The 14,173-nt window shown below is 31.3% G+C and carries 14 protein-coding genes; 11 read left to right on the top strand and 3 right to left on the bottom strand.

The genetic code is table 11. The annotated features are described in order from the left end of the window. Nucleotides 1-44 precede the first annotated feature (44 nt). From mtnB to CN692_RS18005, 4 genes are all read left to right on the top strand, one after another. Nucleotides 45-680, top strand: a complete 636-nt coding sequence (mtnB, locus tag CN692_RS18020) for a methylthioribulose 1-phosphate dehydratase (RefSeq protein WP_098120538.1) — start codon at nt 45-47, stop codon at nt 678-680. Between the two features lie 321 nt (nt 681-1,001). Further along, the gene (locus CN692_RS18015) at nt 1,002-1,190 is read left to right on the top strand and encodes an aspartyl-phosphate phosphatase Spo0E family protein (protein WP_142317340.1); all 189 of its coding nucleotides are present in this window, start codon (nt 1,002-1,004) and stop codon (nt 1,188-1,190) included. A gap of 69 nt (nt 1,191-1,259) precedes the next feature. Next, nucleotides 1,260-1,709, top strand: a complete 450-nt coding sequence (locus tag CN692_RS18010; RefSeq protein ID WP_373604977.1) for a MarR family winged helix-turn-helix transcriptional regulator — start codon at nt 1,260-1,262, stop codon at nt 1,707-1,709. Nucleotides 1,710-2,227: 518 nt separating this feature from the next. Beyond that, on the top strand, nt 2,228-3,922 hold the full coding sequence (locus CN692_RS18005) for a M3 family oligoendopeptidase (RefSeq protein WP_098120535.1): 1,695 nt from the start codon (nt 2,228-2,230) through the stop codon (nt 3,920-3,922). Nucleotides 3,923-4,202: 280 nt separating this feature from the next. Here CN692_RS18005 and CN692_RS18000 read toward each other — a convergent pair whose 3' ends face one another. Further along, the gene (locus CN692_RS18000) at nt 4,203-7,280 is read right to left on the bottom strand and encodes an efflux RND transporter permease subunit (RefSeq protein ID WP_098120534.1); all 3,078 of its coding nucleotides are present in this window, start codon (nt 7,278-7,280) and stop codon (nt 4,203-4,205) included. A gap of 190 nt (nt 7,281-7,470) precedes the next feature. Here CN692_RS18000 and CN692_RS26795 point away from each other — a divergent pair, with 190 nt between their 5' ends. Beyond that, nucleotides 7,471-7,581, top strand: a complete 111-nt coding sequence (locus CN692_RS26795; protein ID WP_257131702.1) for a DUF6254 family protein — start codon at nt 7,471-7,473, stop codon at nt 7,579-7,581. Between the two features lie 212 nt (nt 7,582-7,793). On the opposite strand, the gene CN692_RS17995 is transcribed toward CN692_RS26795, so the two are convergent. Further along, nucleotides 7,794-7,979, bottom strand: a complete 186-nt coding sequence (locus tag CN692_RS17995; protein ID WP_088067916.1) for a YkvS family protein — start codon at nt 7,977-7,979, stop codon at nt 7,794-7,796. Nucleotides 7,980-8,155: 176 nt separating this feature from the next. Here CN692_RS17995 and CN692_RS17990 point away from each other — a divergent pair, with 176 nt between their 5' ends. The 6 genes from CN692_RS17990 (at nt 8,156) to CN692_RS17965 (ending at nt 13,652) form a co-directional block, all read left to right on the top strand. Continuing rightward, entirely contained in the window at nt 8,156-8,464 is a 309-nt protein-coding gene (locus tag CN692_RS17990; protein ID WP_098120533.1) for a spore germination protein GerW family protein, read from the top strand. 114 nt (nt 8,465-8,578) lie between these two features. After that, nucleotides 8,579-8,773: a hypothetical protein gene (locus tag CN692_RS17985; RefSeq protein ID WP_098120641.1), complete on the top strand. Its 195-nt coding sequence runs from the start codon at nt 8,579-8,581 to the stop codon at nt 8,771-8,773. Nucleotides 8,774-9,141: 368 nt separating this feature from the next. Then, nucleotides 9,142-9,501: a class Ib ribonucleoside-diphosphate reductase assembly flavoprotein NrdI gene (gene nrdI, locus CN692_RS17980; protein ID WP_098120532.1), complete on the top strand. Its 360-nt coding sequence runs from the start codon at nt 9,142-9,144 to the stop codon at nt 9,499-9,501. Beyond that, a complete protein-coding gene (gene nrdE, locus CN692_RS17975; RefSeq protein WP_098120531.1) occupies nt 9,488-11,572 on the top strand; it encodes a class 1b ribonucleoside-diphosphate reductase subunit alpha in 2,085 nt (694 codons plus the stop codon). The genes nrdI and nrdE overlap by 14 nt, the downstream gene beginning before the upstream one ends. Nucleotides 11,573-11,707: 135 nt before the next feature. Continuing rightward, nucleotides 11,708-12,676, top strand: a complete 969-nt coding sequence (gene nrdF, locus CN692_RS17970) for a class 1b ribonucleoside-diphosphate reductase subunit beta (protein WP_098120530.1) — start codon at nt 11,708-11,710, stop codon at nt 12,674-12,676. Between the two features lie 19 nt (nt 12,677-12,695). Further along, nucleotides 12,696-13,652 (top strand): quinone oxidoreductase family protein, encoded by a 957-nt coding sequence (locus CN692_RS17965; protein ID WP_098120529.1) that lies wholly within the window; start codon nt 12,696-12,698, stop codon nt 13,650-13,652. 177 nt (nt 13,653-13,829) lie between these two features. On the opposite strand, the gene CN692_RS17960 is transcribed toward CN692_RS17965, so the two are convergent. Beyond that, entirely contained in the window at nt 13,830-14,009 is a 180-nt protein-coding gene (locus tag CN692_RS17960) for a hypothetical protein (protein ID WP_098120528.1), read from the bottom strand. Nucleotides 14,010-14,173 lie beyond the last annotated feature (164 nt).

The raw sequence follows: 14,173 nt of genomic DNA, 5'->3' as shown, positions 1-14,173 counted from the left end.
TAACGTTGTCCAAATAGATAGTCTAAATAAGTGGAGGTGTAGATATGAGTTTATTTTTAGAACAATGGAAAAAGCTTGCAAATATTAAATGTGATTTGGCAAAAAGAGATTGGTTTTATGGAACGAGCGGGAACCTATCAATGAAAATTTCAGACGACCCATTATTGTTTCTTGTAACAGCAGATGAGAAGGATAAGAGAGCACGTTGTGATGAAGAATTTATCGTTGTTAATAATTTAGGTGAGCCTGTATTTGATACGGTATTAAAACCATCACTTGAAACATTGATTCATGCAAATATTTATGAAAAAACAGCTGCTACTTGTGTGCTGCATGTACATACTGTAGATAATAATGTTATTTCTGAATTATTTGGTGATGAAGGACAGGTAGAGCTTGAAAATAACGAAATGATTCATATATTAACGAGCTCATATTTTGAAAATAAAATAACCGTTCCGATCATTGAAAATGCTCAAGATATGGAATCTTTTAACCGCGCTTATACACCATTTTTAACAAATGACTTCGGGGCAGTTCTAGTTAGAAATCATGGGATAACCGTTTGGGGAAGAAATCCACTAGAAACGAAGAAATGGTTAGAAGGAATCGAATTTCTAATTAGCTATAAAGTTAAATTAATGATGATCCAAGGCCATAAAATAAAAGCAGGCAATTAATTAGAAATGAAAAAGCTGAATTGATAATGGTAAATAATTTCCATTACATTTCGGCTTTTTTATTTTATAATAGTAGATAAAGTAAAGTCTTTTTTGATATTAATTCAAAAATAATTAACTTAAGCAGGATTTAATAAAAAATCGTCAAATTAAATAATATAAGTGGTAATACATAATCAAAAATAGACCTACTAGGTAATTTTGCTTAGTAGGTTTCATATTGTATCTATTTTAACTATTTTAGATAGAATGAATAATAGTTAAAAAATGAAAGACATAATACGTGTAATAAAAACATCCTGTAGAAGGGAAATTAGTCTAATGAATGAATATCAAATCAGCCATTTATTATTATCTATTTCAATAAAAAGAGAAGAAATGGTATTTTTTGCGGAAACTAAAGGTTTGAATGAGCATTTGACCTTAAAAGCCAGTCAAGAATTGGACGAGTTAATTATTTCATACCAAAAAAAACTACTAAGCCTAAATAAATCATTTTCAATGAAATAAACTTAAAAAAGGTTAATCAGTATAAAATAAAAATAGAATCCGAAACGTAAACGAAATTGAAGGGGTATTATTATGGAAGAAACAAATAGAGAAGATATAGAGCTTTCTTTAAAACTATTTATTGTATTATCGCGTGCACATAGAAAAATCAATGATTCAGCTAACAAATCAATTGCTAGCTTTAATTTGAATCCAACTGAATTTGCAGTATTAGAGCTACTGTATCACAAAGGAAATCAACCGCTTCAACATATTGGTGAAAAAATATTAATAGCAAGTGGAAGTATTACATACGTTGTAGATAAACTTGAGAAAAAAGGACTAGTTTATAGAAATCCTTGTAGCGCAGATCGCAGAGTAATCTATGCGGAAATAACTGAAAGTGGAAATAAATTAATGGAAGAAATTTTTCCTATACATGAAAAATTCTTACATGAACAAATGAGTGATCTTTCAAATGAAGAAAAGAATTTCTTAATCCACTTATTAAAAAAAATTGGATATCATGAGTCTAACTGATAAAACGGAGTTAAGAAGATCAAGTTTAAAAGATCATTTTGTATTATATAATTTTCTAAGATAGCACAGGTCTAGTATTGATGTTACTATATGTTGTAACTTAAATAGCACTTAATTGAAGATTGCACCCCTTAAAGTAGATGTTGAAATACCCATAGCCTGGGCAACGTTGATTTTAAGGGGTGTTTTTATAGTCTCTAGTGAAATTGTAGTTTTACTTATCTTAATAGCAGATTCTCTATTTTCAATTGCACTTTGATCTTTATTCCCAGCTTTTGCTTTCTTATTAGTGCAGTCAGCTGTTTTTAACTCTTCAAATTTTATTTAAACTACTTTTCCTTTAACTATATCTTCTAACTTTTTTTACCTTTTTTAGACGATAAACCGAAAAATTCACCAATTATTTTATAGTTTAAATAAAATGTTATTTAAATTGTCAGAAATTTATTGAAAATTAGGTTTTTTTACTAGAAGATTTTATATATAATAGCAATATCACAAAAAATGGAGGGATTAACATGGGTTTTCAAGATTACCAGTATTCTAGACCAAGTATTAAGAACTTAGGTGAACAGTTTAAACGCTCTTTACAAAATTTCTACGATGCTTCAACGGTCTATGAACAAGAATTAGCAATGAATGAAATTAATGACTTAAGAAATGAATTTTCTACAATGGAAAATTTATGTGCAGTTCGCCATTCAGTTGATACGAACGATAAGTTTTATGAGGATGAGCAGGCGTTCTTTGATGAAAACACTCCAATTGTTCAATCGTATGGACAACAATATTATAAAGCATTAATTGGTTCACCATTTAGAGAGCAACTTGAAGCTAAATATGGAAAACAATTATTTGCTTTAGCTGAATGTGAAGTTAAGATCTTAAGTGAGGAAGTCATTCCAGATTTACAAGAAGAAAATAAACTAACAACTGAATATGCTAAGTTAGTAGCGGCTGCTAAACTTCCATTTTACGGTGAAGTGAAAACGTTAGCACAAATTTCAGCGCATTTTGAAGATAAGGACCGAGAAGTTAGGAAAACAGCTTATGATACATACTTTGGATACTTCTCTGAGAATCAAGATAAATTTGATGAAATCTATGATAAATTAGTAAAAATTCGAACTCGTATTGCTACTAAACTTGGTTTTTCAAACTTCATTGAACTAGGCTATGCACGTATGATGAGAACAGATTACGATGCAAATGATGTTAAAAAGTTTAGAGAGCAAGTTCTTGAAACAATTGTTCCAATTGCAACAGAATTAAGAGAGCGTCAAGCTAATCGAATTGGCGTGGATCAACTTTATTATTATGATGATAAATTTGAATTTGTAACAGGCAATGCAACGCCTAAAGGTAGTCCTGAGTGGATTATTGAAAACGGTAAAAAAATGTACGATGAGTTATCGAAAGAAACAAGTGAATTTTTTAACTTTATGTTAAAGGAAAATTTACTAGATTTAGTTGCTAAGGAAGGAAAACAAGGTGGGGGATATTGTACATATATTCCAAACTATAAAGCTCCATTTATTTTCTCGAATTTCAACGGAACATCTGGTGATATTGACGTTTTAACGCATGAAGCAGGCCATGCATTTCAAGTTTACGAGAGTCGTAAATTTGAAACACCTGAGTACAACTGGCCAACATATGAGGCTTGTGAGATTCATTCTATGAGCATGGAATTCTTTACATGGCCTTGGCAAGAAGAGTTCTTTAAGGAAGATACACAAAAATACTATTTTACGCATTTAAGCAGTGCAGTTACATTTATTGGTTATGGCGTTGCTGTAGATGAGTTTCAACATGAAATCTACGCGAATCCTGAATTAACACCTGAAGAACGACACGGGCTTTGGAAGAGAATAGAAGCAAAATATTTACCTCACCGAGCAAACGATGGAAATAGTTATTTAGAAAAAGGTGGATTATGGCAAAGACAAGGTCATATTTATCAATCTCCATTCTATTACATCGATTATACATTAGCTCAAATTTGTGCATTACAATTCTGGAATAAAATGCATGAAGACAGAGATACAGCATGGTCCGATTATGTTGGGTTATGTCAGTTAGGCGGAAGTCAGTCATTCTTAGGATTAGTTAAAGAAGCTAAACTTGAATCACCATTTAATGACGGCTGTATTGAGACAACATTAGAGCCTGTTAGAAAGTGGCTAGCAGGAGTTAATGATAAAAACTTATAAGTAATTAGAGGTGTCCCAAAGTGAAACTTAGGGGCACCTCTTTTTCTTATTTGATGGTATTTTTAAAAAAAGTAGTTAAATATAGATTGGGTGTAAATAAAACCGATGAACATTCAAAGAATGTGAAACGGGTGAATTAGAAATCAGGAACTAAAGCTATAGTTTGTAATTCTAAAAAAAAGCATCGATCGTCTTTTAAGCTATTTGACTATTTCCGGTCCACAATAAAAGGCTGTCGACTAGATCGACAGCCCAAGAGAGCAAGAGTGTATGTTTTTCTTTAATTATTAACTACTTTGGCTATTTCATCAGTTTTAGTATGCTTCTGCGTCTTTTTAGAAAAGAATAACTCATATACAACGGGAATAAACACTAGTGTTAATAAAGTAGATGAAGTTAAGCCACCAATAACTGTAATTGCTAAGCCTTTGGAGATTAGCGTACCACTAGATTTTGTTAGAGCTAATGGTAGTAATGCAGCTATTGTAGCAAAAGCCGTCATTAAAATTGGACGTAGTCGGGTTTTTCCGCCTTCAATTATTGCTTGGCGAAGAGGTAGCCCTTTTTGTTCGATATTTTGTCCAATTCGATCGACTAATACGATTGCATTTGTCGTTACGATCCCAATTAACATTAATAAGCCAATCATTACACTAATAGATAGTGGTTCGTTTGCTATGAAGAGAGCTACGAAAGAACCAATTGGTACAAAAACTAATGCTGATAAAATGATAAATGGTATTCGAGCTTTTCCAAAAGTAATTAACATTGTTAAATAGACTAATCCGATTGCAACTCCCATTGCAACGCCTAAATCTTTAAAGGTTTGAGTCGTATCATCACTTCCACCGCCACCTTTTAATGTTACATCTGATGGTAAAGATACATCTTTTTTTACATCATTGATTACTTCATTAGTTACTTTTGCAATATCTTTTCCCTGAATTTGAGCGGATACTTTCGCGAATATTTTACCATCTAATTTTTGAATGGCAGAATACGTCTCAATCGTTTTAACTAGGGCTACATCTGATAATTTAATCGGTCCTAATTTCCCAAATAAATTTATATTTTTAATATCTTCTACCGATTGTAGGTCCTTATTATAAGTTAATTGTACATTTTGATCTTTACCGTCGATTTTTAATGTACCCATATTTATTGGATTTGTTTGATCGGCAACTAATCCTAGTATCATTCCAGCAGAAAGACCATTTTCTGAAACTTTTTTCTCATCAATTGAAACAACTACTTGCTTTTGTTTTTCAGAGAAATTATTTGTAACATATTTTAAGTGAACGTTATTTTTCATATAGTTTTCAACTTTTTTAGCACTTTCCTCAAGTGCAACTAAGTTATTAGAATATAAATTGATGTCGACGTTATTATTTGTTGGCGGACCTCCTGAAGAGTTTTCTTGTAAGGTTACTTTTGCACCTTGAACTTCTGATTTTGCCAATTTTTCCATTTTTGTTTTTGTGTTTTTAATAAACTGATCGACATCTGCACTTTGTTTTAAATTAATAAAATAGCTAGCTTTATTTTCTGTTTTAAGACCAGTCATAAAGTCACGGCTACCAACGCCAGTAGATACTTCTTTAACTGCATTCATATTTAAGAACATTTTCTCAATTTTCATTGAAACATCATTTGTTTTTGCTATAGAAGTTGATGATGGTAATTCAAGTGAAGCCGTAATTGCTCGTGATGATTCATTTGGAATAAATGTAAAACCAAGTCTTCCAACTAACGAGAAAGATCCCGCAAGCATTACTACAGCAATCACGATTACAATCCATTTACGATTTAATGATTTCTCAATTATCCTTCCATACCATAATTGTATTTTTTCTTCTTTTTCTTCAGCAGGTACTCTCTTAAATGCATACCTACCTAAAATCGGGACAATTGTAATAGAAACTAATAATGAAGCTAATAAAGAAAATACAATTGTTAATGCAAAAGGTAGGAATATTTTACTCGTAAATCCACCAACTACACCTAAAGGTAAGAAAACTACAATTGTTGTAATCGTAGAAGATGTTACTGCTTTTAATATTTCTTTGGTTGAAGATAGAATTAACTCATTTGAAATTCCTTCTTTAGATTTACGTATTCTACGGAAAATATTTTCAATCACTACTATACTATCGTCAACTACACGACCTACAGCTACAGCCATACCACCCAGTGTCATAATATTTAACGTTATATCTAATTTAAGTAAGAAAATTGATGTAATTAATATTGATAACGGAATAGAGATAATAGCAATAAATGTAGCTCGGAAGTTACGCAAGAAAATCAATACTGCTAGTGAAGCGAAAAGTGCTCCAAGTAATCCTTCTTTAATAAGGGATTCAACGGATTGTTTAACGCCTTCTGCAGAACTGTAACCTACTTTATAAGAAAGTTCTTTTTTGTATTTATTTAATACGTTAATGACTTTGTCAGCTACTTCAACCGTATTTGCATCTTGTTTCTTTGTAATTGCCATTGAAATAGCATCGTTTTCGTTATATCGAATTAATTCGTCTTTAGAGTCAACAGATTCAATTTTTGCCACATCACTTAATAACACTTTTGGTGTTTGTGCAGTTTGATTAGGTGTCGTAGAAACCACGGACGCAGGTTGTAGTTCTAAATCCTTTAGTTTTTGAATTGTATCTAACTTTTCCTCGACCCGAATTGGAATCTTAATATTCCCTTCAGTAATTTTTCCAGCAGGGAATGATAGGAATTTTGAACTGATTTGATCTTTGATGCTTGATAGTGATAGCCCTAAATTTGCAATTTTTTGCTTATCTACTTCAATTGAAAGAGCTGTAGATTTTCCACCACCAATTGAAACGCTATTTACACCCTCGATTTTATTTAATGCTGGTACAATTTCATCATTTAAAGTTGTTTCAATATTGGATCCGTTTTTTGAAAACATAGAGATGTAATAAATAGGAAAGGAGCCAAATGAGAATCGATCGACCTTTGTTGTTACATTTTCAGGTAATCCAGCATCTTTTAGTGTATTGTTGATTTGTTGTTCGACTTTGTCCATATCTGTATTAAACGGAAATTCTAGGTTAATAACAGAAACACTTTCGAAAGACGAGCTTGAGAGAGTCTTTATCCCTTCAATTGATTTAAATGAGTTTTCAAGTTTTGTTGTAATCTGGTCATTTATATCATCTGGTGCTGTGCCAGGATAAACAACTTGTACTGAAATTGCAGGAAATTCAATATTTGGAAGTTCTTCTACTTTTAATTTTGAATAAGAGTACAATCCTCCAAAGATTAGTAAAAAAGAGATGATAAAAATTGCTACAGAGTTTTTTAAACTAAACTTTGTTAAAAAGTTCATTCATAACATCCTTCCTATAAATAGTAATTTAGTGCTAGTGTGACTTAATCTGAATTTTCAATCTTTAAAATGCATACCATCAACAGGTTGATACATCTTCCTTGAATTGTTTCGATCTCATTACATAGATTGATCATTTTTGTGAAATGATAAGATAGCGAGAAAGATCTTATCCTAAGGAGTGATAATAATGACAAAATCAAAAAAAGAAAAGGAACGATTTTGGAATGAAAGAAAGTCGAACCATAATCCACACGATAAAGTAAAATCTTTTAAAGAATTGGACAAAGAAACAAAATAGCCATCTCCTTTTCTAAAGAGTAAATGGTTCCAGTATTTACCTGAATTGCCACTAATTATATTTTCACTTGTAATCATAAAAAAAAGTCCCGTGATATACACGGGACCTGAGACTGATTTAAAAAAGAGTTTTAATTAAATTTTAATAGAATGATAAACTATGTAGATTGTACCTTTTAATTTGTGAATATAAGTAGATTCTACTAATTTAATCTATTCTGCTGCTATTACTATTTTATAATTTTTATGGTTTACAACTGTTAGCGGTTCCATTTCTAAATCTCTGAAGTTTTCCATTATGGATATGTCAACAATGACAGAATTTTTATTAACTTTTTGAACTCTACCTTTTAACCCCTGTTTAAACTCAATGATATTTCCTGCTTCTGCAATTTTCATGAGCATATCTCCTAACAAAGTTTTGACTTGACACCTTCTATAATGCATGAAAACGGTTTAAAGGTAAAGAGAAAATTGAAATTTTTTTACAATTATGTCTATTTTCATAAGAAATTATGTTTAAAAACCTTTTGATAGGTAAAAATGGTTGTTAGCACTTTCAGGAGGTTAGTTCGTTGAAAGATTGGTTTGAAGAGTTTGAAGTTGAAATTTCAAATGAAATAAAGGATTTAGTTAGCAGTAATACACTTATTGGAGATCCGATTTTATATTTTGATAAAGTTATTTTAATACCATTTTTTGAAATGATTGTCGTTCTTGGTGAAGCGCATTCATCCTTTGAATTTGCTAGTGTAGGAACTGGTGTTGAAGTTATTCCTAAGGCATTCTTAGTTATAATGGATGGAAAAACAGATGTAATTTTAGTAAATAATAAAAATATGAATTTAGCTGTTTCAGAAAAAATTCTGGACGTAACTTTTTAGTTTCCAATAAGTACATTCTTTGTTAATGTTAACTTTATGAAAGAGGGGAAGGGCAGGAAGAAATTAAAAAATGATTTTTTCTTGAACCCTGATCTAATAATAAAGGGTGAGAAGATGGAACAAAACGAATTTTTACAAGTAATAGATCAACTAGTTAATGGTGAGATTTTAGAAATTCATATTAAGAAAGATGATTTTTTAGCTTTTAGACAAATAATCGTTAATCGAGACGATTTTAAGCACTTTCGTGGTATTGCTAAACACGGAGGCGATGTGACTTATACATATTTGGAAGAAGCCAGAAGTTAAAACAATGTGCTAAATTATTAGGCAAAAAATATTAAAAATTATATTATTTTATTCAAGTACTCATTAAAAGTTTGCGAAAAAAAAAAGTTTTTTAAGCTTTTTTTCTTATTTCGCAAGGCGTTAATGAGTACTTTTTTTGTGAAATGTTAATGACTCCATTTGACAAAAAAATCGTTTTACACATTATTGCACTATCCCCCATAATTTGTTAAATTTCATATATTGTTTCATTTCGAGATATATTGTCGAAATGTTTATTTTCTAATTTCAGCACCTATATATTGTGTTTGTTCTAAAAAGGTAATACAATATGTAGGTATATAATATAAGTATTTTCAATATTCTTACATATGAACGAGGGTGATAATATGGTGATAGTTTACAGTTCAATGACGGGTAATGTTAAACGTTTTGTCAATAAAATTAGAATGCCGTCAATCCAAATAAAGGATGGATTAAAAATTGAAGAACCGTATATTCTCGTAACCTATACAACAGGATTTGGTAATGTACCTGAAACCGTAAATACTTTTTTAAGTAGTAATTCGGAATATTTAAAAGCAGTCAGTGCAAGTGGTAATAAAAACTGGGGAGATTCTTTTGCAGCAAGTGCAGATAAAATAGCATCAGACTATCAAGTGCCAGTGTTATCAAAGTTTGAACTGTCAGGGACAAGTCGAGATGTACAATATTTTATTGAGGGAGTGGAAAAGCTTGAGACATATTGAGCTTAATAATGAATTGACGATTAAAAAAGATGGTTTTTTTGATCTCGCAAAAGATAAAGAAGCACTTCTTTGTTTTTTAAAAGAAGTTGAAGATAAAAAAATTCAGTTTTCTTCTTTGAAAGAACGCTTAAATTATATGATTCAAGAAAACTATTATTATAATGTTGAGTTAGAATACTCCTTTGATGAAATAGAAAAATTATATGAGTTAGTTTACAATGCAGGATTCACTTTTCAATCATATATGGCAGCTTCAAAATACTTTAAAGACTACGCATTAAAAACAAATGATGGTAAGTACTATTTAGAAGGCTACGAAGATCGAATTGCGATCGTTGCACTATATTTAGGAAGAGGCAATATTGAGAAAGCATTGAAGTTAGCGAACATGATGATTCAACAAAACTATCAGCCAGCTACTCCAACATTCTTAAATGCTGGAAGAAGTAGAAGAGGCGAGTTAGTATCATGTTTCTTATTAGAAATGGATGATAGTTTAAATTCGATAGGATTTCAGATAAATACAGCAATGCAGCTTTCAAAAATCGGCGGTGGTGTTGCACTTAATTTATCGAAGCTTAGAGCACGTGGAGAACAAATAAAGGAAATTGATAACGCTGCAAGTGGTGTTGTTCCTGTAATGAAGCTATTAGAAGATTCGTTTTCGTATGCTAACCAGCTTGGACAACGTAAAGGTGCTGGTGCAACCTATTTAAATATTTTCCACTGGGACGTAGTTGAATTTCTTGATACAAAAAAAATCAATGCCGATGAGAAAAGTAGAATTCAGTCACTTTCAATCGGATTAATTGTTCCAAATAAATTCTTTGAACTAGCAGAGAAAAATGAACCATTCTATGTATTTGCTCCATATACAGTGTACAAAGAGTATGGAATTCATTTAGATGATTTTGATATCGATGAAAGATATGAAGAATTAGTAAATAATGATCGCATTAAAAAGAAAAAACTAGATTTAAGTGCACGAGACCTTTTAGTAAAAATTGCTGCGATTCAGTTAGAATCTGGCTATCCATATTTAATGTATAAAAGTAATGCGAATGAGCAGCATGCTTTAAAAGATATTGGCGACATAAAAATGTCTAATTTGTGTACAGAAATCTTTCAACTTCAAGAAACATCAGTCATCAATAACTATGGTGAAGAAGACTTAATCAAACGTGATGTCAATTGTAACTTAGGATCATTAAACATCGTAAATGTAATGGAAAATAAGGCGATTAGAGAATCTGTCCATGTTGGTATAGAAGCTTTAACAGCCGTAGCAGATATGACAGAAATAGAAAATGCACCTACTGTAAAAAAAGCAAATGAGGAGCTTCATTCAGTTGGTTTAGGTGCAATGAATTTGCATGGATTTTTTGCGAAAAATGGCATTGCATATGAAGGTGCTGAGGCAAAAGATTTTGCGAATACATTCTTTATGATGGTTAACTTTTATTCAATCGAAAAAAGTATGTTAATTGCTAAGGAAACAGGTAAAACATTTAAGGATTTCAAAAAGAGTGAATATGCGAAAGGTACTTATTTTGAAAAGTATACTTCAAAATCATTTGAACCTAAAACTGACAAGGTGAAAGAATTATTTAACGGTATTTATATCCCTAATGAATTTGACTGGGTTACATTGAGTAAGCAAGTACAAGCATATGGTTTATATAACAGCTATCGTTTAGCAATTGCACCTACACAATCAATTAGCTATATTCAAAACGCTACTTCATCGGTTATGCCAATCGTAAATGTGATTGAATCTAGAACTTATGCGAATTCAACAACATATTATCCGATGCCTTATTTATCAAAAAATAGTTTTTGGTATTATAAATCAGCATATGATGTGAATCAGTTTAAGCTAATTGACTTAATCGCTGAAATTCAGCAGCATGTCGACCAAGGGATAAGTACTATCCTATATGTAAACAGTGATGTCTCAACAAGAGAGCTTGCAAGATACTATATTTATGCTAATAAAAAAGGATTAAAGAGCTTATATTACACTCGTACTCGTAAACTAAGTGTAGAAGAATGTATTAGTTGTTCAGTATAAAATAATAGTTAAATAGAATAAATTGAATCGAAATTAAATTACTTGATGGTCTAAGTGAGAAGCTCGAATATAGAATGCTCTAAGCATATTGTTCTATATCATCGGGCTTTCTTTATGATTAGGGGGAAAATATAGATGAAAGCTGTTAACTGGAATAAAAAAGAAGATGATTTTAGTTTAGTATTTTGGAAGCAAAATCTATCTCAGTTTTGGACAGAAGAAGAAATCGTCGTTTCATCAGATAAAAATACTTGGAATACATTATCGAAGGAAGAACAATCAGCTTTTAAAAAGGTATTAGGTGGACTAACATTATTAGATACTAAGCAAGGCGGAGAAGGTATGCCATTAATCTTAGTTCATCTTAAAAACTTACAAGCTAAAAGTGTACTAGCATTTATGGGTGCGATGGAAGAAGTGCATGCTAAGAGCTATTCACATATTTTTACGACTCTTGCTACAGAAGATGAAATTGATGAGCTATTTAAATGGGTGGATGAGCATCCAATTTTAACGAAAAAATCAGAGTTAATTTCTTCTTATTATTTAAATTTATTAAAGCGTGATGTTTCAGATGAAGAGCTATACATGGCAATGGTTGCAAGTGTATTTTTAGAAAGCTATTTATTTTATAGTGGATTCTTCTTCCCGTTATATTTAGCAGGTCAAGGGAAAATGACTGCAAGTGGAGAAATTATTAATCTTATTTTACGAGATGAAAGTATTCACGGAGTATTTGTAGGATTGTTAGCACAACAAATTTATGACCAATTTAATGATGAACAAAAAACTCGACTTTTCAATGAAACAATGTCATTATTAGTTCAATTGTATGAGATTGAATTACAATATGCAGATGAAATTTATTCTTCAATTGGTCTAGTAGAGGAAGTTAATAAGTTTATTCGATATAATGCAAACAAGGCATTAATGAACTTAGGATTTGATCCTTATTTTGACGAAGAAGATATTAATCCAATTGTTTTAAATGGACTAAAAACAGATACAAAAAACCATGATTTTTTCTCTGTAAAAGGAAATGGGTATGTAAAAGCAGTTACAGTGGAAAAATTAACAGATGAAGATTTTATTTTTGAATTTTAAAAGGTTAGGAAGTATGTAAATGAAAGCACTAGTTTTTAGAGAGTTTGGTCAATCAGACGTATTAAAATATGAAGAAATCCAGGCACCTAACATTTCAACCGATGAAGTTTTAATTGAAATGAAGGCAGTTGGTGTAAATTTTGCAGACATATACCGTCGCAAAGGGAATTATCATTTAGCAGGTGATCCACCTTATATTTTAGGGTACGAGGGCTCTGGAGTCATTACCGAAGTTGGTTCGAACATTACAGACTATAAAGTGGGTGACCGAGTAGCTTTTGCTGATGTTCCGTTTGCAAATGCAGAGTATGTTGCTGCAAAAGAAACTCATATTGTACCAATTCCGGATGAAATTAGTTTTGAAATTGCTGCTTCTATTATGTTACAAGGATTAACTGCACATTATTTAATTAATGATAGTTATAAAATAAAAGCTGGTGATGTTGCTCTTGTACATGCTGTAGCAGGTGGCGTTGGTCAATTATTAACTCAAATGATCCGTTTAAAAGGCGGCGAGGTAATCGGATTAACCTCATCAACAGAAAAAAGAGACAAAGCTCTATCAATCGGTGCAAAAGAAGTATTTTTATATAATGAAGACTGGGTATCGAAGGTTAAAGAAAAAAATGGTGTGGATGTAGTGTATGAATCAGTAGGTTCGACAATAATGGATAGCTTTGAAGCTACTAAGATTCACGGAACAGTCGTGTTTTACGGAATGGCTGGTGGAGACCCAGTACATATCGATCCTAGAATGTTAATGGATACATCAAAAACACTAACAGGTGGAGACTTGTGGAATGTTTTAATTTCAAAAGAAGAGAGACTACGTAGAAGTAATGAACTATTTAATTGGATTTCAACTAAACAATTAATTGTACAAGAACCTACCGTGTTTCCTTTAAAAGATGGAAAACTGGCACATGACTTATTAGAAAGTAGAAAATCAACAGGTAAAATTATTCTATCTGTATAAATAAAGAGGATGTCCCAGATGTGTAAAGGGGCATCTTCTTTTTTGTTTTATAGAATATTTAAAAGAAAAGTAGTTGAAATAAAGGGCTACGTACAAATAAGAACGTTTACTGTGTAAATTAGAACTGTGAAAAGCGCAAATAAAACAGTGAAATGTACAAATCAGTGATCGGCATGCTTATAATACAATGGAAAGTGCAAATAAGAAAATGAACAGTGCAAATAATACAGCGAAATGTGCAAATAAGAACTCGTAAACTGCAAATAAAAGCGGAACTGCAAATAAAAATAGTGAAACTGCAAATAAAAATCGAGAATCTGCAAATAAAATTAGTGAAACTGCAATTAAAATTAGCAAAACTGCAAATAAATTCCCAAGGTACCTAAAATAGGTAAGATAATACCTATACCGGTTAGGGTATCCAGCCTTAAAAGTAGATGCACAACGATGGAAAAGTAAAAAGTTTTCTCTAATTCTTTCAAATTAGACTTATATAATGAAGAAATCTACTAAAAATCTAT

Origin of the sequence: Bacillus sp. AFS002410, from assembly GCF_002556365.1 — a bacterium.
GTDB lineage: Bacteria > Bacillota > Bacilli > Bacillales > Bacillaceae_G > Gottfriedia.
Note: the sequence above shows the minus strand (reverse complement) of the source record. Positions and strands in the feature narration are given on the sequence as shown.

Excerpts from the sequence above, each read along its gene's own strand:
- CN692_RS18015 (WP_142317340.1), top strand. The coding sequence starts at position 1,002 with ATGAATGAATATCAAATCAGCCATTTATTATTATCTATTTCAATAAAA.
- nrdI (WP_098120532.1), top strand. The coding sequence starts at position 9,142 with ATGGTGATAGTTTACAGTTCAATGACGGGTAATGTTAAACGTTTTGTC.
- CN692_RS17965 (WP_098120529.1), top strand. The coding sequence starts at position 12,696 with ATGAAAGCACTAGTTTTTAGAGAGTTTGGTCAATCAGACGTATTAAAA.
- mtnB (WP_098120538.1), top strand. The coding sequence starts at position 45 with ATGAGTTTATTTTTAGAACAATGGAAAAAGCTTGCAAATATTAAATGT.
- CN692_RS17995 (WP_088067916.1), bottom strand. The coding sequence starts at position 7,979 with ATGAAAATTGCAGAAGCAGGAAATATCATTGAGTTTAAACAGGGGTTA.
- CN692_RS18000 (WP_098120534.1), bottom strand. The coding sequence starts at position 7,280 with ATGAACTTTTTAACAAAGTTTAGTTTAAAAAACTCTGTAGCAATTTTT.
- CN692_RS17985 (WP_098120641.1), top strand. The coding sequence starts at position 8,579 with ATGGAACAAAACGAATTTTTACAAGTAATAGATCAACTAGTTAATGGT.
- CN692_RS26795 (WP_257131702.1), top strand. The coding sequence starts at position 7,471 with ATGACAAAATCAAAAAAAGAAAAGGAACGATTTTGGAATGAAAGAAAG.
- nrdF (WP_098120530.1), top strand. The coding sequence starts at position 11,708 with ATGAAAGCTGTTAACTGGAATAAAAAAGAAGATGATTTTAGTTTAGTA.
- CN692_RS18005 (WP_098120535.1), top strand. The coding sequence starts at position 2,228 with ATGGGTTTTCAAGATTACCAGTATTCTAGACCAAGTATTAAGAACTTA.